General features: G+C 64.8%; 24 protein-coding genes and 1 pseudogene. 9 read left to right on the top strand and 16 right to left on the bottom strand.

Features of this window, described 5'->3' with window-relative positions:
• The 4 genes and pseudogenes from ABZ293_RS41305 to ABZ293_RS41290 form a co-directional block, all read left to right on the top strand.
• Window positions 1-83 (top strand): annotated as a pseudogene (locus ABZ293_RS41305) (DUF397 domain-containing protein); the annotation flags it as partial.
• Window positions 84-255: 172 nt separating this feature from the next.
• Window positions 256-429, top strand: a complete 174-nt coding sequence (locus ABZ293_RS41300; protein WP_354955123.1) for a hypothetical protein — start codon at window positions 256-258, stop codon at window positions 427-429.
• Window positions 430-865: 436 nt separating this feature from the next.
• Window positions 866-3,145, top strand: a complete 2,280-nt coding sequence (locus tag ABZ293_RS41295; protein ID WP_355189790.1) for a molybdopterin-dependent oxidoreductase — start codon at window positions 866-868, stop codon at window positions 3,143-3,145.
• Between the two features lie 114 nt (window positions 3,146-3,259).
• On the top strand, window positions 3,260-3,736 hold the full coding sequence (locus ABZ293_RS41290; RefSeq protein ID WP_355189789.1) for a nitroreductase family deazaflavin-dependent oxidoreductase: 477 nt from the start codon (window positions 3,260-3,262) through the stop codon (window positions 3,734-3,736).
• A 316-nt stretch (window positions 3,737-4,052) separates the two neighbouring features.
• On the opposite strand, the gene ABZ293_RS41285 is transcribed toward ABZ293_RS41290, so the two are convergent.
• Both ABZ293_RS41285 and ABZ293_RS41280 read right to left on the bottom strand, forming a co-directional pair.
• A complete protein-coding gene (locus tag ABZ293_RS41285) occupies window positions 4,053-4,397 on the bottom strand; it encodes a hypothetical protein (RefSeq protein ID WP_355189788.1) in 345 nt (114 codons plus the stop codon).
• A complete protein-coding gene (locus tag ABZ293_RS41280; protein ID WP_355189787.1) occupies window positions 4,394-5,032 on the bottom strand; it encodes an MspA family porin in 639 nt (212 codons plus the stop codon). Before ABZ293_RS41280 ends, ABZ293_RS41285 begins: the two co-directional genes overlap by 4 nt.
• Window positions 5,033-5,176: 144 nt before the next feature.
• On the opposite strand from ABZ293_RS41280, the gene ABZ293_RS41275 reads away from it, so the two are divergent.
• Entirely contained in the window at window positions 5,177-6,574 is a 1,398-nt protein-coding gene (locus ABZ293_RS41275; protein WP_355189786.1) for an amidase, read from the top strand.
• Window positions 6,575-6,606: 32 nt separating this feature from the next.
• Here ABZ293_RS41275 and ABZ293_RS41270 read toward each other — a convergent pair whose 3' ends face one another.
• From ABZ293_RS41270 to ABZ293_RS41215, 12 genes are all read right to left on the bottom strand, one after another.
• Entirely contained in the window at window positions 6,607-7,158 is a 552-nt protein-coding gene (locus tag ABZ293_RS41270; protein ID WP_355189785.1) for a DUF402 domain-containing protein, read from the bottom strand.
• Between the two features lie 59 nt (window positions 7,159-7,217).
• Entirely contained in the window at window positions 7,218-7,430 is a 213-nt protein-coding gene (locus ABZ293_RS41265) for a DUF397 domain-containing protein (protein WP_355189784.1), read from the bottom strand.
• 63 nt (window positions 7,431-7,493) lie between these two features.
• A complete protein-coding gene (locus tag ABZ293_RS41260; protein ID WP_355189783.1) occupies window positions 7,494-7,595 on the bottom strand; it encodes a DUF397 domain-containing protein in 102 nt (33 codons plus the stop codon).
• 368 nt (window positions 7,596-7,963) lie between these two features.
• Window positions 7,964-8,809: an ABC transporter permease gene (locus tag ABZ293_RS41255; RefSeq protein WP_355189782.1), complete on the bottom strand. Its 846-nt coding sequence runs from the start codon at window positions 8,807-8,809 to the stop codon at window positions 7,964-7,966.
• The gene (locus tag ABZ293_RS41250; protein ID WP_355189781.1) at window positions 8,806-9,732 is read right to left on the bottom strand and encodes an ABC transporter ATP-binding protein; all 927 of its coding nucleotides are present in this window, start codon (window positions 9,730-9,732) and stop codon (window positions 8,806-8,808) included. The genes ABZ293_RS41255 and ABZ293_RS41250 overlap by 4 nt, the downstream gene beginning before the upstream one ends.
• Before the next feature lie 22 nt (window positions 9,733-9,754).
• Window positions 9,755-10,234: a Clp protease N-terminal domain-containing protein gene (locus ABZ293_RS41245; RefSeq protein WP_355189780.1), complete on the bottom strand. Its 480-nt coding sequence runs from the start codon at window positions 10,232-10,234 to the stop codon at window positions 9,755-9,757.
• Window positions 10,231-10,464 (bottom strand): hypothetical protein, encoded by a 234-nt coding sequence (locus ABZ293_RS41240; RefSeq protein ID WP_355189779.1) that lies wholly within the window; start codon window positions 10,462-10,464, stop codon window positions 10,231-10,233. Before ABZ293_RS41240 ends, ABZ293_RS41245 begins: the two co-directional genes overlap by 4 nt.
• Before the next feature lie 36 nt (window positions 10,465-10,500).
• On the bottom strand, window positions 10,501-11,145 hold the full coding sequence (locus ABZ293_RS41235; protein WP_355189778.1) for a hypothetical protein: 645 nt from the start codon (window positions 11,143-11,145) through the stop codon (window positions 10,501-10,503).
• A 242-nt stretch (window positions 11,146-11,387) separates the two neighbouring features.
• The gene (locus ABZ293_RS41230; protein WP_355189777.1) at window positions 11,388-11,549 is read right to left on the bottom strand and encodes a hypothetical protein; all 162 of its coding nucleotides are present in this window, start codon (window positions 11,547-11,549) and stop codon (window positions 11,388-11,390) included.
• Entirely contained in the window at window positions 11,549-11,758 is a 210-nt protein-coding gene (locus ABZ293_RS41225) for a hypothetical protein (RefSeq protein ID WP_355189776.1), read from the bottom strand. The genes ABZ293_RS41230 and ABZ293_RS41225 overlap by 1 nt, the downstream gene beginning before the upstream one ends.
• A gap of 258 nt (window positions 11,759-12,016) precedes the next feature.
• Entirely contained in the window at window positions 12,017-12,427 is a 411-nt protein-coding gene (locus ABZ293_RS41220; RefSeq protein WP_355189775.1) for a nuclear transport factor 2 family protein, read from the bottom strand.
• Window positions 12,428-13,229: 802 nt separating this feature from the next.
• Window positions 13,230-13,574, bottom strand: a complete 345-nt coding sequence (locus ABZ293_RS41215; protein ID WP_355189774.1) for a hypothetical protein — start codon at window positions 13,572-13,574, stop codon at window positions 13,230-13,232.
• A gap of 380 nt (window positions 13,575-13,954) precedes the next feature.
• Here ABZ293_RS41215 and ABZ293_RS41210 point away from each other — a divergent pair, with 380 nt between their 5' ends.
• From ABZ293_RS41210 to ABZ293_RS41200, 3 genes are all read left to right on the top strand, one after another.
• Complete coding sequence (locus ABZ293_RS41210; RefSeq protein WP_355189773.1) at window positions 13,955-14,590, top strand: winged helix-turn-helix transcriptional regulator; 636 nt, start codon at window positions 13,955-13,957, stop codon at window positions 14,588-14,590.
• A 153-nt stretch (window positions 14,591-14,743) separates the two neighbouring features.
• Window positions 14,744-15,595: an alpha/beta hydrolase gene (locus tag ABZ293_RS41205; RefSeq protein WP_355189772.1), complete on the top strand. Its 852-nt coding sequence runs from the start codon at window positions 14,744-14,746 to the stop codon at window positions 15,593-15,595.
• Window positions 15,582-16,154, top strand: coding sequence for a WHG domain-containing protein (locus ABZ293_RS41200; protein ID WP_355189771.1), 573 nt, complete (start codon window positions 15,582-15,584; stop codon window positions 16,152-16,154). The genes ABZ293_RS41205 and ABZ293_RS41200 overlap by 14 nt, the downstream gene beginning before the upstream one ends.
• Window positions 16,155-16,226: 72 nt before the next feature.
• On the opposite strand, the gene ABZ293_RS41195 is transcribed toward ABZ293_RS41200, so the two are convergent.
• Window positions 16,227-16,922: a lysophospholipid acyltransferase family protein gene (locus ABZ293_RS41195; RefSeq protein ID WP_355189770.1), complete on the bottom strand. Its 696-nt coding sequence runs from the start codon at window positions 16,920-16,922 to the stop codon at window positions 16,227-16,229.
• A gap of 160 nt (window positions 16,923-17,082) precedes the next feature.
• Here ABZ293_RS41195 and ABZ293_RS41190 point away from each other — a divergent pair, with 160 nt between their 5' ends.
• Window positions 17,083-17,388, top strand: a complete 306-nt coding sequence (locus ABZ293_RS41190) for a hypothetical protein (protein WP_355189769.1) — start codon at window positions 17,083-17,085, stop codon at window positions 17,386-17,388.
• Here ABZ293_RS41190 and ABZ293_RS41185 read toward each other — a convergent pair.
• Window positions 17,364-17,888 carry an AAA family ATPase gene (locus ABZ293_RS41185; RefSeq protein WP_355189768.1) on the bottom strand — a complete coding sequence of 175 codons (525 nt, stop codon included), beginning with the start codon at window positions 17,886-17,888 and terminating at the stop codon, window positions 17,364-17,366. The genes ABZ293_RS41190 and ABZ293_RS41185 overlap by 25 nt on opposite strands.
• Window positions 17,889-18,020 lie beyond the last annotated feature (132 nt).

Genomic DNA, 18,020 nt, shown 5'->3' with positions numbered 1-18,020 from the left:
TAGAAGTCGCCTTCCTTGATGACGGTCAGATCGGCGTGCGGGACTCGAAGAACCCGACCGGTCCCGCCCTGGTCTTCACGCCTGGTGCAGGGCTGGTAGCGCCGTCGACGCGGTCCGGCAGTGGCGCTCGGGCTACGCCGACGCATGTTCGACGAGTCGATGCGGGCTTGTGGTCGCCCAGGGATCGGCGGATGATTTCAAGAGTAACTATTTCTGGTCGGGGGTCTCATCATCGTCGAGTAGCAAGGGGTTGAAATGACCACCAGAATTGCTTCGGCGTTCGCTGCGATCGCCATCGCTCTCTCTGTCGCCGCTCCCGTAGCGTCGGCCGCACCGGAAGCACCCGCGCCGACCGCCGATCCGGTGGGTTCGGTGGCCTTGTGTTTCAACATCCCGCTGGGCTTCTTCAGCTTCAGCATCTGCATCTGAGGTTGCCGAGCAGGCAAGCAGTCGCCGACCTGCAGGAGTTCGCAGCCCGCAGCTCGTCGAGGTGAACATCGAGCGCGCGCACCGCGCAGCTGGGGCCGCGCTGAAGGTTGTGCTGGCCTTGTGATCGCCGAATTGGTCAGGGGCACAGCGCTTTCCTTCGTCCGGGCGCCTCGGACCGGGGCGTCTACCCGACGGCGACTCTCCGCTGATCGCTGCCTCGGACGACCGCGCCGCAATACTGCGTCACCGACGACCGGCCGCAGTCGACCGGACATGGGTCCTGTCGACGACCAGCACGGTCGAGATCCTGGTGCGACCCGGGCACCACCGGAACCCTGCGAGTAGAGCGGGCGCCAACTCGGAATCCATGGCTGGCGCCCGCCGCTGCGTTCATAAAGCGGTGAGCATTGTCGGTGGGGCGGGCTACGGTGGGGTGATGACCACGCATCTGACGCATTGGGGAGTGTTCGAGGCCGAGAGCGATGGGGAGCGGTTGACCTCGGTGCGGCCGTGGCGCGGGGATCCGGAGCCGATGGCGTTGATCGAGAATGTGGCTTCGGCACAGCATCATCCGACGCGGATCGACCAACCGTATGTGCGGCAGGGGTGGTTGGAGCGCGGCCCGGGGGCGTCGGGGCGCGGCGATGAGCCGTTTGTACCGGTGTCGTGGGACAAGGCGTTCGAGCTGCTGTCGGGTGAATTGGGCCGGGTGTATCGCGAACACGGTGCGGAGTCGGTGTACGGCGGATCCTACGGGTGGGCCAGTGCGGGGCGGTTTCATCACGCACAGAGTCAGGTGCATCGGTTCCTGAACTGCCTCGGCGGTTATGTGCGGCATGTCAACAGCTACAGCCTCGGTACCTCGGAGGTGTTGTTGCCGCACGTGATCGGCTCGATCGGGTTGTTCGAAAGGCATGCGACCGCCAAAAGCGTGCTGGCGAAGCACGCGGAGTTGGTGGTAGCGTTCGGCGGTCTGTCACCGAAGAACTCCGCGGTGTCACCGGGTGGTGTGTCGCGGCACAACACCAAGACCTGGATCGCCGCGGCGCGGGCGCGCGGCTGCCGGTTCGTCTCGATCAGCCCACTGCGCGATGACATTCCGGCCGAGGCCGAGGCCGAGTGGATCGCGCCGCGGCCGGGCAGCGATACCGCACTGATGCTGGCGCTGGCGCAGGTACTGGATGCGGATGGGTTGGCGGACAACGAGTTTCTGGACCGGTACACCGTCGGGTACGAGCGGTTCGTCGGGTATGTGCGCGGCGAAACCGATGGCGTGGTGAAGGATCCGGGGTGGGCGCAGTCGATCACCGGGATACCGGCCGAGCGGATCCGGACGCTGGCACACGAGATGGCCGCGGCGCGCACCATGATCAATGTCAGCTGGTCGCTGCAGCGCGCCGAGCGCGGTGTTCAGCCGCTGTGGCTCGGGGTGGTGTTGGCGGCGATGCTCGGCCAGATCGGGCTGCCCGGTGGTGGATTCGGGCACGGCTACGGGTCGACCGCGCATGTGGGCGAACCGGCGCGAGCTGGCGCGGTGCCGCGGCTTCAACAAGGTAGCAATGGTGTGGCAACCTTCATTCCGGTCGCCAGAATCGCCGATATGCTGCTGAATCCGGGAAAGCCGTTCGATTACAACGGTGCGCGGCTGGTCTACCCGGATATCAAGTTGGTGTACTGGTGCGGCGGGAATCCCTTTCACCACCACCAGGATCTGGCCCGGCTGCACGCGGCGTTCATGCGGCCGGAGACGGTGGTCGTGCACGATGCGTTCTGGACCGCCACCGCACGTCACGCCGATTTCGTGCTCCCGGCGACCATGAGCATCGAACGCGACGACTACGGCGCCGGGCAGAACGACCGCGACTTCTTTCCGATGAAGGCGCTGACCCGACCGCACGGTTCGTCCCGCGATGACTACGCGATTTTCGGCGAGTTGGCCGAACGTATCGGTGTCGGTAAGGAATTCACCGAGGGGCGCACCGTCGAGGAATGGTTGCGGCATCTGTACGAGGAATGGCGCGCCGGGACCAAGGATCCGGCGGTGCCGGATTTCGACGAGTTCTGGGACAGCGAGTCGCTGGCACTTGCGGTGCCGGATCCGGAGCCGGTGCTGCTCTCCGATTTCCGCGCCGATCCGCACCGTTTCCCGCTGACCACGCCCAGCGGCCGGATCGAGATCTTCTCGGCGACGATCGATGGTTTCGGATACGCCGATTGCCCCGGACATCCCGTCTGGCTCGAGCCCGAGGAATGGCTCGGCGCTACCGCTGCGGTGCGGTTCCCGCTGCAGCTGGTCGCGAATCAGCCGCGGACCAAACTGCACAGTCAACTCGATATCGGCGCGCACAGTCGGTCGGTGAAGATCGCTGGGCGGGAACCGGTGCGGTTGCATCCCGACGATGCCGCGGCCCGGGGGCTCCGGGATGGGGATATCGTGCGGATCTTCAATGACCGGGGGAGTTGTCTGGCCGGTCTGGTCGTCGACGACGCGGTCCGGCCGCAGGTCGCGCAGTTGTCCACCGGCGCCTGGTACGACCCAGATCCGGCCGACCCCACGTTCTGCCGTCACGGCAACCCGAATGTGCTGACCGCGGACCGGCCCGCGTCCACTCTCAGTCAGGGGTGTGCCGGGCAGCTGGCCCTGGTCGAGATCGAACCCTACCGTGGCCCGCTGCCGGAGTTGGCCGTCGATCACCCGCCCGCGATTGTCCAGTAGCCCAACGCTTTTCGTGACTTGCGGCACACTCTTGGCAACCCCGAGGGTGAGGCTGGTCTCAGCACGCGGCCCCGACCGGTCTCCGGTGCGCGATTTCTGTCAGGATTTCGGATTATGGTGTCGAATCCGCTGCCCGCGCTAGCTCGCCGGATCGCGCAGAAACGCTGGGTCATGCGCACGGCGCCGATCGTGCTGTGGCTGGAGCGGTTCGTGCGGTGGGTCAGCCGCGGGCGGCACGGGGTGCTCGATCTCGCGGGTCTGCCATCGATCGAGATCACCGTGGCGGGGCGCAAGACCGGGATTCCACGTACCACCTCGCTGCTGTACGTTCCGCGCGGTAACGACTTCTTGCTCGTCGGCTCCAATTGGGGCAGTCCGAAGCATCCGATGTGGTCGGCCAACCTGCGCGCGGCGAGCACCGCCATCGCCCGGCTGAAGGGCAAGGCGTTCGAGGTGAGCGTCACCGAGGTCACCGGCGTGGACCGCAAACGCGCATGGGACCTCGCCGTCGAATTCTGGCCCGGCTACGAAATGGAGTACAAGCTGTCCGGCAGCCGGACCTTCCGTATTTTCGAGCTACGCCGCACCTGATCGTGGCGGCAATCGACCCCGCCCCCACCAAACCCACGAATCCGATCGGTCGAGAATGCGCTGGTGCAGGGGTGCTCTCGGCGTTTGCCTGCATCAGCGCATGGTGATCGCTTGTCCAATATTTGGGGTGTCTGTTGGGGTATGGCTGGCGGTGCGCAGACCTGCTGGTGGTGGCAGGGGCGTCGTGCACCGCTAGATCGCCGCGCGTTGGCAGGCTGCTTGCTGGGCCGTCGGGATCACTGAGCTGCCGGTCACCTAGCGGCTGTCATCGTGGTTTGGCCGCGGTTGCGGCATGGTCGCGGTCGGCCCACGGTGGTCACTGTGCGGCGGGCACGATCGGCGTGCCTGGATTCGGGCCGGGAGCGGGCGGCGTCAGCGCGGCCGCCGGTGAACTCGGCTTGGCGGGCGGAGGGGGCATGGCCGGTGTCAGGAGCGGTGGCCCCACGGGCGCTGGCACGATGACCGGGTCGGGCTTCTTACCCGGCTCGGTGCAGTCGGGATCGGCGGCGCGGTCGCAGGTGGTGGCGGGCACGATCGGTGCCGCGAGCGTGGCGGTGCCGGTCGTGATGGCGCCGGTGACCAGGATGCCAGCGGCCGCGACCAGCAGCGCGGCGGCGGCTGGTCGCGGGCGGGACGCGATAATGGTGGGCACGGCGATCACAACCAGATCGGGTCGCCGTAGACCGCGACCGAATTGTCCGCAGTGTTGGTGGAGATATTGGCGATCACATACGAGCGCAGGCTGACCGGCCCCATACAGGCGTCGATTTTGATCTGCACTTGGTCAGTGGTGATCGAACCGTGCGGTCCGGCAAGGGCTTTGGTGCCGAACGGGATGGTGGTGATGGTGCCCGGCTTGAAGGTGGTGGACACGCTGGGCATCGCCATGCCGCCGACGCCGACACTGAGCCCCGGGGTCGGCGCGACCATCACATTGACATTCGGTCCGACCGAGGCCGCGAGACCGATCGAGATCCCATTGGATACATCGATCTGGCAGCCGATCTGGTAGCCCAGCGTGAGCGTCCCGGAGTTCACCGACGCGCTGCCCGCGCCGGTGATATCGGCGACCGCGCGCAGGCTGACGAACCCCTCCCGGGTGAAGGCGGTATCCGCGAGATTGGGCACTCGATCCAGGTTTTCGACGGCCTTCGTGACCGTTAATTCCCAGCCGTCCTCGGTGGTGACGGTACGGGTCTGATCCGGTAGCGCATCCGCCGAAGCCGATTGTGCTGGAACGATACTCAGCACACCCGCGGCCAGTAGGCATAGCGGGACGCCGGTCGAGCTATTCATATGTCAGGTCTCCTCGGTGTGTTGCTCGTCGAACGATATCGAAGCCCGGAGCCATCGCCCGCACCGCCACCAAGATCGCCGCACCGCATAGGACGATCGTCCAAAACGACACATGGTCGGTATCGGAGCGAGCAGAATCCGGATATGTCGACACAGCGATTACATGCCTTCACAGACGATGTGCTCGCCGACCACGACGCAGTGGCCATCGCCGACCTGGTTCGTCGTGGCGCCGTCAGCGCCGCGGAGGTCGCCGCGGCAGCGCGGGCACGGGCGGCGCGCGTGGATCCGACATTGCGCGCCGTCGTGATCGAGAAGAACGGGTCGGTCCCCGGTGATACCGACGCACCGCTGTTCGGTGTGCCGACCTATGTCAAGGACAACACCGATGTGCGGGGACTGCCGACCAACCACGGCACCGCGGCGTTCGTCGCGCGGCCGTGCGCCAAGGACGGGCCGTACACAAAACAGCTGCTCAGCACGGGTATGACGGTGCTGGGCAAGAGTCGGCTGCCGGAGTTCGGTTTGAACGCGAGCACCGAATTCGCCGCGGCCGAACCGACGCGCAATCCGTGGCATACCGACTATTCGCCGGGCGCGTCATCGGGTGGTGCGGCCGCATTGGTCGCCGCGGGCGTAGTGCCGATCGCGCACGGCAATGACGGTGGCGGGTCGATTCGCATTCCCGCCGCGTGTTGCGGCATTGTCGGATTGAAGCCGAGCCGGGGCCGCCACATCGACGGGCCGCAGGCGCGGTCGATGCCGATCAATCTGGTGTCCGAGGGGGTGCTCACCCGTTCGGTGCGCGATACCGCGACGTATTTCGCAGCCGCCGAACGCTATTGGCGCAATCCGAAGCTGCCGCCGGTCGGTCTGGTGGAAGGTCCGGCACGTCGGCGGCTGCGGATCGGGGTGATCGCCGATTCGGTCACCGGCACCGAAACCTGTCCGCAGACCCGCGCGGTACTCGATGACACCATCGCCGTGCTGGAGAAGATGGGCCACGAGGTGCGGCCCGTCCCGCCGCCGGTCGGGCGGCGCTTCGTCGACGACTTCACCATCTACTGGGGGTTGTTGGCGTTCCTGGTCGCGGTGGGCGGGAAGTTCGCCATCGATCCGCGGTTCCGGGCGGGCGGACTCGATGAGTTCACCCGTGGACTCGCCGGGTTGTATCGGAAGTCGATGGTGCGCACTCCCGCCATCCTCTACCGCCTATCCCAGGTGCGACGCGCATACTCCGAGATGTCGCGCGATAACGAATTGATCCTGTCACCGGTCCTGGTGCACACCACCCCGCGACTGGGCTATCTGAACCCGACGGTCCCCTTCGACGAGCTCTTCGAGCGTCTGATTTCCTGGGTCGCCTTCACTCCGTTCAACAATGTCGCAGGCACACCGGCGATCTCGCTCCCCATGGGCATCTCGACCGAAGGGCTCCCGATCGGCATGCAATTCTCCGCCGCCTATGGCGACGAACGCACACTGCTGGAAATCGCTTTCGCGCTCGAAGCCGAACGTCCTTGGCGCCGCATCCAAGACTGAATTCGCCTGCACTACAATTGAATTCGCCTGTACTACAAGGGAAGTGAGATCCAGTCCTCGGCGAAGGGGCCTGCGCGACGCTCGACCATGGCCAGCGCCTCGCTGCGTGCGGCCTCGATCTCGCGCTGCCACTCATCGGGCACCAGTCCGAGCCGAATGGCCAGCGCGTACTCGTCTTCGTCCTTCCAGCGGTAGCTCAGATCGGGTGCGACGACGAGGTCGATATGCAGGTCGCTGGTATCGACGCCCGCGCTGGTCCGGACAAACGGCAGCTGGAAATTGACATACCAGCCCAGGAATTCGCCACGCTCGTCCCACATCGGCGCAATGGCGAAGTAGCGGTCGGCATACATGATGGCCAGCCGCGTGGTGCGCTGCCAGGTCCAGTTCGCCATCGCCCATTCCCGGCGGGCATACGCCTCGAGCAGCTGCCCACGGGCCGCCGGATCGTTCTCGCGCATCGACTTGATCCACAGCTCCGGACCGAGGCCGACCGTGCCAGGCGTCAGCAGCACCCGAAGTTCATCGCCGCCATCCTCGATGACCCGCTGCGGCCATTCGGTGAACGACCTGCCATAGATCATGTCTCGAACGAGGATGGTTCGACCTGCGGGGAAGGGGGGCACGTCAGCAGGATTCACTTTTAGGAGAACTCGCCGTCGATGAGCCCGGCGGTGAAGGCGTTCCACTCGTGGGAGGTGAAGACCAGAGCCGGGCCCGTGGGGTTCTTCAAATCCCGGATTCCGACGAGTCCACCATCGAGGAACGCGATCTCGACGCACTCCCTGCTGCCCGAGCTGCGAGTGCTCTTGCGCCATACTGGACGAGATAGATCGACTTCGTACTCGTTGATCACGAGGCACCCCCTGTGGTTGCCGCCGAGAGTTCTGGCCCGGTTCGGAAGGTTTGAAGGGTTCGGCTACGACGCGAAGTCGCCGTCAATGATGCTGTGCGTGAAGGCATTCCATTCGCCGGTGGTGAAGACCAGAGCGGGGCCGGTGGGGTTCTTCGAATCCCGCACACCGATCAACTCACGGTCGAGAAACGCGACCTCAACACTCCCGGCTGGCCGAGCTGCGGGGTGCTCTTACGCCACACCGCGCTGGATAGGTCGGCGTCGTACTTGTCGATCACGAGGCGTACTCCCTTGCTACCCGACGAATCAGGTTCCTGCTCGCGATGTCATCCAGCGAGGCACGTTGGATGGCTTGATGTGCCCTATGGTAGTGCCCCACATCAATTTGGTCTTCGAGATATAAGCTGCCCGTGAAGAATGCCGCCGCCTGCCCGATCGTGACTCCGTTCCTCATCTGCTCAGCCTGCCTTGTGTTCGAGCTCGGCCACCGTGCACACCGCGGCCGACCGGATTTCCATGCGATACACGCGCGGTCAGATTCGCTGCAGCACCTTCTCGCGGCGCGCAGTCACACTGGATCCGGACTCACGCCGTGCCATCCGGCGCAGCACGATCGGCGCGAGGAGTAGTCCGACCACGGCCCAAATGCTGAGCACCCCAAGGGTTTCCAAGTGTCGCCAGGAATCGCCGATCTCGACCGTCACCGTGCTGGCGGGCAGCAGCGCCGACCGCATGCCGAGGCCGAGCCAGTAGATCGGAAACGCCTGGGCGATCCACTGAACCCATTCCGGCAGTGCCGTAATCGGATAGAAGATCCCGGAAATCGCGATCACGCCCAGGATCGGCAGGGTGAGCAGACCCTGGCTGCGGGCGCTAGTGAATACCGACCCGAGTACGGCGCCGATCGGCAGCGTCGCCACCAGTCCGAGCATGAGCACCCAGGCAAGGGTCAGCCAGGAGCGCACGTCGCCGGTCGCCAGACCGGAGATGATGAACAGCGCGGGTATCAGGAAGATCGCCAAGTCCGCGATCAATCCACCGGATACCGACACGATCTTGCCGAGTAGATAGCCCACCATGCCGTGCGGTGTCGCCTTGGCGCGCAGAAGAGTTCCGTCCTCTCGGTCGGCGGTGAGCTGCTGGCTAATGCTGACCATGGACATCGCGGCATTCATGCCGAGAATGCTCGGCAGCGCCAGTGCACCGAGGAAGAACCCGGTCTGCCCGAAGGATACGTCGCGCAGGAAGAACAGGGTCGTCACCATCAAGACGGGCCAGAGGAAATGGCTGAACAGTTCCTCGGCATTGGTGAATGACTGCCGCAGTTCGATCAGTCCGCGCGACCATCCGGAGCGCAACGCCATCGCGGTAGGGTTCATCGGGCCACCTGCTTCGTTTCGAGGGTATCCATTGCGTGCGTTTCGGATTCGGACCGATGCACGAGTGAGAGATAGGTGTCCTCCAGCGAGGTCCGGCGGACCTCGAGGTTCTCGATCTCGCGGCCGAACCGCTGGAACAGGTCGAAGGTGAATCCGGTTGCATCCGGGGTCGACTGCTGGAAGCTCTGTCCGCCACGATCCCAGCGCACCTCGTCGGTGCCGGCGATCTGCCTGGCGAGTTCGGCGGCGGTGCCGTCGGCGATAATGCGTCCTTCATCGAGCACCAGGATGCGGTCGGCGAGCTTCTCGGCTTCGGTCAGATCGTGGGTGGTGAGCACGATGGTGGTGGAGCCCTCGGCGGCGAGGTCTTCGATGAGCTCGTGGAAAGCGCGCCGGGCCACCGGATCGAGCCCGGCCGTCGGCTCATCGAGGAATGCCACCTCGGGCCGGCCCACCAGCCCGATCGCCACATCCAATCGGCGTCGCTGTCCGCCGGAGAGCATTTTCACTTTGTGATCCGCCTGCTCGGTCAGGCCGACCGCCGCGATGAGTTCCTCAGCATCCCAGGGCCTTTCGAGCGACTCGGTGGTATAGGCGGCGTAGTACCTGCCGAGGTGTTCCAGGAGTTCCCGTACTCGCCATTTACCGTGATCACGCCAGGACTGCAGGACGATCCCGATCCGCGCCCGCCAGTCCTCGCCGCCGTGCGCCGGATCGGCCCCGACTACCTCGACCCGGCCCGCCGACCGCATCCGGAACCCCTCCATGATTTCGATGGTGGTGGTCTTGCCCGCGCCGTTCGGACCGAGCAGGCAGAGCACTTCGCCCTGATACGCCCGGAAACTCACCTCGTGCAGGACATCGGTGGTGCCGTAGCGCATGCGCAGGCTCTCGACATTGATGACGACTTCACTGGTCTTCATCGTTTACCTTTCAATGCCGCGATCATGGTTTGGCTTCGGAGAGTGTTCGCTGGATGCGTGCGCGCAGGTCGGCCATATCGATCCCGGCCAGTGTGAGTGCCCTGGGCACCGTGCCGACCTCGGCCTTCATGATCCCGAAGAGCAGATGTGCTGGTCGTACGTCCTTCTTGCCGACCGAGGTGAACGTGCGGTCGAGCGCGAGTTTGGCCGACGCGCCCATCTGTTTCGGCCGCTCCACGCGGGGATCGGCCGGCAGCAGGTCGAACTCGGCGAGTGATACGCCGCCTGCGCGCAGGCTGTGCTCGAACTCCCGGTCCAGCGCGTCGCGGATGCCGTGATGATCGAGCCCGACCGCGGACAGGATCTGTTCGGTGCCGGGATCGCGCTCGGCGGCGATGGCCAGCAGTAGGTGCTCCGCTTCGATCGTCGCCGATCCCATCTCCTGTGCCTGCTCGGCGCCACCGGTGATGATCGCGTGAAAGTACTTGTCGAAGCTGGTCATTGACGCCTCCTCAGCGTGACGCCAGTGGCAATGAGCCGCTTGGCATGTTTCTTGTGCACCGCTTGGCGCGTGACACCGAGCGCCTCCGCGACCTGCGGCCAACTCCAGCCCGCCCGCATGGCCTGCTCGACAGCGGCGTCTTCCAATTGGTCCGCCAGTCGCCGCAGCGCTGCGACCGCGGCCAAGCGATCGGCTGGATCGGGGGGATGTTGTGGTTCTTCGTCAGCCATAGAAGCAACCTTAGTTGACTAAATCTGGTTAGTCAACTAAGGTTGCTTATCGCATGCAAGTGTGGAGTGTCGTCGATCTCGGCGAGTGGCGAGGGTGTTGATGTCATTGCTCGCAACCTTGATCTTTCGGCACCATCGCCCGCTCTTCACTTCGAATATGGTTCCCCAGCAACAACTTTCACGCATCACCATCGTGGTGAGCGTGATCGAGTGCGAGTATGCGGCGAGGTCGAGGTAGGTGTTGTTGCCGCTGCCGCCGGTGTCCGCGTACGGAAGCCATGTGAAGAAGGTTTTGAAGAAGTTGTTCAACGGTGCCAGCGCGAACCCGAGCGCCATCATCCATGCGATCAGCAGGATGACTATCGCCGCAAGCTTCCCGCGCGGGACCGGCTTGTCGATGTAGTGCAGCACACCGCGCAGCGAGAAGCGGCCATTGCGTTTGCGGCCCAGCCACAGCAGTCCCAATTGGACCGGCATCAGCACCAGGCACAGGGCAATCGCCCAGCCCATGAAGGCCGGATAACCGATGGCCTTGACGAGTGGTTCGCCGATCAGCAGGTAGGCGGCGACGATCAGGACGCCGGGGACAAGATGCAACACGATGGACAGCGGCAGGGAGTGGCGGTCGCCCAGCAGCCGCTCGACTATTCCCTTCGGTCGTGTGTCGGCAAAGGCGCGCATGCCAAGAATTCCTCGAACAGTTCGTGAATGGAAAGTGGGATGAGTCGGAAAGTGCCCACCCGGCCGGGCAGAACTCGGCGGACAGGACATTGACGAGATTCCCGGCCGGGTTGTTGATCGTTCGTGACGATGGTCTGCCGACCGTCTCGGATACCGAAGCCGCAGGTCCAGTCGCTGAGCGAGGGCCGCGGGCAAGCGCAGGGGCTGGCGCGGGCCGAGCATGCGGACGGGTCACAGGGTGTTCAGTCCATCGGTCGAGCCGGATCGGCCTGCCCACCGCAGAACACCTGGTTGACGAGCCTTTGTTGGGCCTTCTGGAACGCCGTTGCGACGGACAGGTCCGCATCGTCCACACAGTTCAGCGCGGCGGTCAGGGTCTTGCTGCCGTCGGGCGTGCTGTACATCAGCGCCGCGTGGCCCACGGCGGCACCGTTGTGGGAGATGACGGTGCCGCCGTCGTCGGTGTCACCACGAACACTCCCAGGCCGTAGTCCATATTCGGGATGCCCGTCGGGTGTGGGGTGCACATCTCGGCCAGCAGCGGGGCCGGCAGGAGCTTGCCGCCCAGCAGTGCGGAGATGAACGTGTGCAGGTCCTGGGTGGTGGAGATCATGTCACCGGCTGGCCGCGAGGCCCTTCTGGAGCGCGCCCACCCAATCGTGTCTACGAATCGTCGCACCCGACGGTCCCGGCAGTACTGGGGTTCGTGTCGGACAGGATCGCCTGCACGCCGTCGATCTCGATCCTCGATCGGCCTTCGGCGACGAGGGCCCCCGCAGCCCGACCCGATGACGCCGAGGCTGGCGTCGAAATCCACCGACAAAGCCCAGAGTGCTTGTAACTCTATGCGTTACAAGCACTCTGGGAGAGATCAATCCTTGCGCATCCAGGCGAGCATGGTCCGTGTCTCGCTGATGCGCCAGCCCGCCGCCGTCCGTACCACTGTGCAGGCCAGTCGCAGTCCGCTTGTTTGATGCGGCGGTTGGCCGTCGCGGTAGAAGTACACCAGCGAGTTCGCCGAGGCCGTGGCCTGGTCGCCATTGACATTCACCAGCAGGTCGTTGGTCATGTGCTGGGCATGCTCGCCCGCGACCTCGGCCTGTCGCATGTAGTCGACAACCTTGTCGATGCCGCGGAGTTGGGCTCTCGGCGAGTGGACCGCCACATCGTCGGTGAAGATCGTGTCGACATCGTCCCATCGCTTCTCATCGAGCAGGCGGGCGTAACGGGTGAACAGGTCGGCGATCTCGATACGGTCGGCGACCAGAGTATCCGTGGCCATGACATCTTCCTTCGTTGGCGTCACCAATATTGGCGTCGCCAACTATACATGCATTCGTTGGATTCACCAACGGTGTATGGACGCCGCGGAGATGTCCGAACGCCTGACCGTGAAGCTGGGTTGGCTGCTCGCGGGGCTGGCAGTGTACGCTCATCGGCTGGCGTCCAACGGCTTCGGCGCGATGGGTGAGCGTGGGTACCAAGGACGGGCAGAACTTGATCGACCTCCTCGCCCGGTTGCCCACCCGCCATCAACGGGGATGAGCAGGGCTCGGTCCGTGCCTCGGTAACGCGCCGCGACGTGACGGCTGGCCATGATGCCCGCTCTGCGGCGCGCCCACTCGGGCGTGCCCACGAATTGCCGCACCTGGCGGCCCCAGCGGTAGTGATGTAGACGAGCGAGATGCGGCGCTGCGCATCGATGGTTGAGCGGGCCGATTGTTTCGATTCGGTCGGCGCCCGGAAACCGTGAGCGTAGTTGTGGCGCTGGTGGTTTCATGTGCGGCTGGGCGTGCCGCGGACGCGGCGGGGTGTGGCCGGTTCGGCGTGCATGAACTCCTACATCGAGCGGAACGCGACCGAACTCGAGCACGCCTGGGAGACCTCGCTCCAGATCAGGCCGCGAGATAGCGCAGTGCACGGGCTTCGACCGAATTCGGCTGGTGCTCAGCGCTTCTCGCTTGTGCCGTGGGCGGGTGTCAAGTCCGGTCGCTGAGGCCGGGAGTTCGGCGCGCCGATGCCTTCGCCACCTTCTTGGTGGTGACCATTCCGGCCGTGTACACCCGCCGCGGCAATGCGACAGCCTATTTTTCGACGTTCGCCGACTTGACCTCAACGAGAATCACGTTCACTTCTCCCGCCAGCAACTCCCAGGCATGATCGAAAGCGTCTTCCTGCCAGACGACCGCACCGGGGTTCAGATCCACGATCTGCGTCGCCCCATCCGCCCAGGTCACTTTCTGTCGCCCGGAGCCGAGATTGACCACCAGCATCGGCTGGTGCGAGTGCATCGCACTTTCCCAACCGTGCGATGCGCGCGCATGGATCACCCGAACGTGTTCATTCTCGAACAAGACTTGGTGCGCATCGGGATCCACGATCGTTGCATGCTGGGGCTTCTGAGCTGAGGTAGGGGTCGAAATACTCATTGCAGGCTCCTATCTGCCGGGTTGTTTGCGCGACCTTGGCGCTGGCTGCATCACTGGATCGGTCCGGTGATCTCGGAGGGGGCGACTGGCTGTCGCATGGATCTGTCCTTCCGAGCGCCATCGTCGCCACCCGATCTCGCTGGTTCCGCCTCGTCGGCTGCTAAACAATAACCTCGATAAGTTGTTAAAAACAACCACGATGAGTAGTTATTTAGAATTAGAGCATGAAGGGGCACCATGCCGACCGGCCGTAGCTATCGGGGCTCGTGTGGGATGGCGCGGGCTCTCGACGTCGTCGGGGGAGCGATGGGGAAAGAGTTGCGAAAAGCAACTAGCATGAGTGGCAGTTTCGGATCGGGGTGGACAAGAAGGGAGCAGTCATGCCGACCAGCCGTAGCTATCGGGACTCGTGTGGGATAGCTCGGGCTCTCGACGTCGTCGGGGAGCGATGGGCACTGCTGGTCGTCCGGGAGCTGCTCTTGGTGCCGCAACGCTTCTCCGAGCTGCGGCATGCTCTGCCCAACGCCAGCTCGAACCTGCTTGCCGACCGACTTCGAGAACTCGAAAATCACGGGGTGATCCGTCGCCGCAAACTGGCGTCAACGGCAGGCCCGCAGGTCTACGAACTGACAGAGTGGGGCCGGAAGCTGGAGCCGATCGTCCTGGCCCTGGGCGATTGGGGGATCGATGCCCCCAGCCCCCCGGAGCCCACCTCACTCAGCGCCACCTCGGTGCTGATCTTCCTGCGAGGTGCCGCTCGTCCCGACCCGTCGGCGCCGCCGATCGTTTGTCGCCTGGATCTCGACGGCTCGGTCTGGACACTCTGCGTAGAGGCTGGAAAGGTTCAGGTGCAGACCGGTGAACCTGCCACGGCGGACATTTCGCTTCGCACGGACCCCAAGACGCTCGGCAGCCTGCTGGCCGATCCAGCCTCGCTCGACGCTGCGCTCGCCGACGGGAGCGTGGCCCTTGTGGGCGACCTTCCGGCCCTCAACCGGCTGCTATACGGGGGTTAGCGCGCCCTACCGCTCACGACTACGCCAAATCCGTTGCCTTCTCGGTGATTACCACCGAGATCTCGAAAGTTCGGGAACATCGCTTGACGTCTGCGGCTAATTGGATTAGCTTTATGGCTATCAGCATTAGCTACTCACGCTTTGGAGTTCGACATGACCGAGTACCTGACCATCGACGGTGGACAGATCGCCTACGAAGTGGCTGGCAACGGCCCGCTGGTGGTGCTGTCGCACGGGATCGGTGACCGCCGCCAGGCTTATCGGTTGCTGGCGCCGAAGCTGGTAGCGGAGGGCTTCCGGGTCGCATCGGCCGACCTGCGTGGGCACGGGGAATCCAGCATGAACTGGACCTCCCATGATGGCAGTGAGGCCATCTCCCGCACTGATATCGCGGGTGATCTGCTCGCCCTGATCCGCCACCTCGGCGGGCCCGCGGTCATCATCGGCCACTCCATCTCCGGTGGTGCCGCCACCATCGCCGCCGCGCAATCGCCCGAACTCGTCAGCGGCATCATCGAACTCAACCCGTTCACCAAGACCCAGCAGTTCTACACCGGTGCGATGTTCACCGTCGCGCGCTACCGCAAGGGCATGACTCGACTGCTGGGCGCGATGATGTTCAAGAGCCTCGGGCTGTGGATGAGCTACTTAAATGTCGCCTACCCGATCAAGCCCGCCGACTACGACCAGTACATGGCCGAGCTGGCGCAGCTGCTGCGTGAACCGGGCCGGTTCGCGGAGTTCCTGAAGACCGGCAAGTCCACTCCCGCCGACGCCGAAGCGCAGCTGCCCAACCTCAGCGTGCCCGCACTGATCGTCATGGGTACCGCCGACCCCGACTTCCCGGACCCCAAAGCCGAGGGCGATGCCATCGTGGCGCTCATGCCCGAGGGCCTGGGCCAGGTCGAATTGTCCGAGGGCTCCGGGCATTACCCGCACGCGGACGCGCCCGACCGGGTCGCCGAACTCGCCCTGGCCTTCCTGCGAGAGCATGCCCGTGCCTAGGGTCGGGCTCAGCAAGGCCGACGTCGTTCGAGCGGGCGCGGAGCTCGCCGACGACGTCGGCTACGGCAATCTCGCGATGGCGCCGCTGGCCCAACGGCTGGGTGTTCGAACGCCTTCGCTCTACAAGCACGTCGCCAACCTGGCCGACCTGCAGCACGGCATCGCGGTCCTGGCCATGACCGAACTCGACCGCGAGATCCGCGATGCCATGCACGGACTCTCCGGCGTCGACGCGCTGGCGGCCTTCGCCCGCGCATTCCGCGCGTATGTGATCGCCCATCCCGGCCGGTATACCGCCACCATCGGCGCCGAGTTCGAGGGTGCCGATGATCCGTTGCTGGAACCCAGTACCCGCCTGTTGGATTCGATGGCGGCGGTATTGCGCGGATACCACATTCCGGAGGCCGAAATGGATCACGCGCTGCGCGCATTGCGCTGCGCGTTCCATGGGTTCGCGTCTTTGCAGGCCTCCCATGGCTTCCAATGGACCGGTGACCCGGAGGTCAGCTTCGACTGGATGATCGACTTCATCGATCGCGGGTTGCGCGCCGATCGGTGAGCTCACCGATTCCCGGTGCGAGCTCGGTGTGGCCTTGGCGGTTCAGCCACCAGGTCCGGGATCGGCTGCGGTTCAGGCTGATTCGGCGCGCAGGGATTCGATATCGGCGCGTAGCTGGTCGAGGAGTTTTTCGGGGGAGTCGAAGTCGGTGGGGTCGATCGGCGTGCCGAAGCGAATGGTGACCGGGTGCGAGCGGTCGAAGCCTCGATGCTCGCCGCCCTTGGTGCGTAGGGGTAGGACATTGTCGGTGCCGGTGGTGGCGACCGGAATGATCGGGACACCGGTTGCCAGTGCGAGTTTCGCGACGCCGGGCTTGTACGGTTCGGATTCGCCCGGCGGCACGCATCGGCCCTCGGGGTAGATGAGCATCACGCCACCGTGGCGCAGAATCCATTCGGCGTGCGCGAGGGCCTGCTGCCCGGATTCGGGGTCGCGTCGTACCACGGGCACATGTCCGAGCCGCCGCACCAACCAGCCCACCACCGGCCACGACCACAACTCCGCCATGGCCACCGCCATCGCTCGCCGCCGCAACGCGCCCCACAGGAATACCGCATCGAGCATCGAAATGTGATTGCTGGCCACCAGAACCGGCCCGCGGGCCGGAACGACCTCCCGGTTCACCACGGTCACGCGAACGAACCGTGACCAGGCGAGAAAACGCAGCAGGCGGCGCACCACCTTGGTCGTGAGCCAGGCGCGCTTACCCAACCCGACCGGGCGACGCCGTCCGCGACCAGAATCGGACGATGACGCATTATCTGTCATATTTCGCTGCCCCCATGTACTGCCGCGCCCATCACGTCGGCCTTCGATAGCCAGACTATGGCATGGGCCCGACAAACTCCGCCAGGTTCGATACTTGCTGGTGCACAGCCTTTTTGCGCGGTACAGGCACAGATATCGGGCTCCAGCACACCGGACGGCGATGCGGGCCTCGGCCAAGCGAGTGCGGCCGAAGGCTGCCTTCGTACTCGTCGAACTACGCACCCCGCAGCCGAGTTTCGATCCACGACTACTCGCCCAGCGCCTGTTCGGTCGCGGCAATGCGGCACTCGGATTGTTACTGTTCGCCATGACCGCGGCCAGTTTCTACAGCGCGTTCTATCTGCCGCACGCACGCGGCTTCTCGCCGCTGCCGGCGAGCTCAGCCAGCTCGCCGGCGGCGCTCGGCGTAATTGTCGGCGGGCCGCTCGGCAGGGACGGGTGTCAGCCGACGGCTGTGCCTGTGTAGGTCGCGATGAGGGTTGCGACTTGACGCGGTTGCAGTGCGGTGGTGTCGATGACGTGGGCTTCTCGGCTGTGCCATGAGCGAGCGGCGTCGTAGTCGTCGAGATGTTCCAGCCGCCATTGTGAATTCGGTTTGCTGGGATCGGTTCGGATGCGGCGGAGGAGTTCGTGATGGTCGGCGTGGAGAACGAAGTGATGCAGTGGGACGCTGGCTTTTTCGAGCCCGGCGCGGATTTCTTGCCAGTATTGGTGGACGAGGACCGACTGGGGCACGATCAGAGTGCCGCCGACGTAGTCGAGGATCTGCATCGCCGCAGCCACGACCAGTCCGCGCCAGGGTTGCCAGTCCTGGAAGTCCCGGACGATCTCGGAGGCGAGGACGTGGCGGAGCATGAGCCCGACCTCCTCGGTATCGAAGATCCGCGATCCGGGGAGTAGTGCGGTCAATTCTCCTGCTGTTGTGGTCTTTCCGGCTCCGAAGGTTCCGTTCAGCCAGATGATCATGCTTCGAACATATCGGGTTGGTGCGAGGTCGGAGTGAGACTGGCGAGGTCGCCTATTCGACTGTCGCGGGTTCGTGCCGTCCGTTCGGGGAGGTAATGACCGCAGGGGGTGACGCGATCTGTTCACTGAACG

Source organism: Nocardia sp. NPDC005998, assembly GCF_040614395.1.
Classification (GTDB): domain Bacteria; phylum Actinomycetota; class Actinomycetes; order Mycobacteriales; family Mycobacteriaceae; genus Nocardia.
This window is presented reverse-complemented; position numbering and strand designations above follow the sequence as displayed.

Excerpts from the sequence above, each read along its gene's own strand:
- ABZ293_RS41270 (WP_355189785.1), bottom strand. The coding sequence starts at position 7,158 with ATGATCTATGGCAGGTCGTTCACCGAATGGCCGCAGCGGGTCATCGAG.
- ABZ293_RS41220 (WP_355189775.1), bottom strand. The coding sequence starts at position 12,427 with ATGGCCACGGATACTCTGGTCGCCGACCGTATCGAGATCGCCGACCTG.
- ABZ293_RS41210 (WP_355189773.1), top strand. The coding sequence starts at position 13,955 with ATGCCGACCAGCCGTAGCTATCGGGACTCGTGTGGGATAGCTCGGGCT.
- ABZ293_RS41185 (WP_355189768.1), bottom strand. The coding sequence starts at position 17,888 with ATGATCATCTGGCTGAACGGAACCTTCGGAGCCGGAAAGACCACAACA.
- ABZ293_RS41295 (WP_355189790.1), top strand. The coding sequence starts at position 866 with ATGACCACGCATCTGACGCATTGGGGAGTGTTCGAGGCCGAGAGCGAT.
- ABZ293_RS41235 (WP_355189778.1), bottom strand. The coding sequence starts at position 11,145 with ATGCGCGCCTTTGCCGACACACGACCGAAGGGAATAGTCGAGCGGCTG.
- ABZ293_RS41190 (WP_355189769.1), top strand. The coding sequence starts at position 17,083 with ATGCGGGCCTCGGCCAAGCGAGTGCGGCCGAAGGCTGCCTTCGTACTC.
- ABZ293_RS41255 (WP_355189782.1), bottom strand. The coding sequence starts at position 8,809 with ATGAACCCTACCGCGATGGCGTTGCGCTCCGGATGGTCGCGCGGACTG.
- ABZ293_RS41200 (WP_355189771.1), top strand. The coding sequence starts at position 15,582 with ATGCCCGTGCCTAGGGTCGGGCTCAGCAAGGCCGACGTCGTTCGAGCG.
- ABZ293_RS41275 (WP_355189786.1), top strand. The coding sequence starts at position 5,177 with ATGTCGACACAGCGATTACATGCCTTCACAGACGATGTGCTCGCCGAC.
- ABZ293_RS41290 (WP_355189789.1), top strand. The coding sequence starts at position 3,260 with ATGGTGTCGAATCCGCTGCCCGCGCTAGCTCGCCGGATCGCGCAGAAA.
- ABZ293_RS41225 (WP_355189776.1), bottom strand. The coding sequence starts at position 11,758 with ATGATCTCCACCACCCAGGACCTGCACACGTTCATCTCCGCACTGCTG.
- ABZ293_RS41300 (WP_354955123.1), top strand. The coding sequence starts at position 256 with ATGACCACCAGAATTGCTTCGGCGTTCGCTGCGATCGCCATCGCTCTC.
- ABZ293_RS41195 (WP_355189770.1), bottom strand. The coding sequence starts at position 16,922 with ATGACAGATAATGCGTCATCGTCCGATTCTGGTCGCGGACGGCGTCGC.
- ABZ293_RS41245 (WP_355189780.1), bottom strand. The coding sequence starts at position 10,234 with ATGACCAGCTTCGACAAGTACTTTCACGCGATCATCACCGGTGGCGCC.
- ABZ293_RS41250 (WP_355189781.1), bottom strand. The coding sequence starts at position 9,732 with ATGAAGACCAGTGAAGTCGTCATCAATGTCGAGAGCCTGCGCATGCGC.
- ABZ293_RS41280 (WP_355189787.1), bottom strand. The coding sequence starts at position 5,032 with ATGAATAGCTCGACCGGCGTCCCGCTATGCCTACTGGCCGCGGGTGTG.
- ABZ293_RS41215 (WP_355189774.1), bottom strand. The coding sequence starts at position 13,574 with ATGAGTATTTCGACCCCTACCTCAGCTCAGAAGCCCCAGCATGCAACG.
- ABZ293_RS41205 (WP_355189772.1), top strand. The coding sequence starts at position 14,744 with ATGACCGAGTACCTGACCATCGACGGTGGACAGATCGCCTACGAAGTG.
- ABZ293_RS41240 (WP_355189779.1), bottom strand. The coding sequence starts at position 10,464 with ATGGCTGACGAAGAACCACAACATCCCCCCGATCCAGCCGATCGCTTG.
- ABZ293_RS41230 (WP_355189777.1), bottom strand. The coding sequence starts at position 11,549 with ATGTACAGCACGCCCGACGGCAGCAAGACCCTGACCGCCGCGCTGAAC.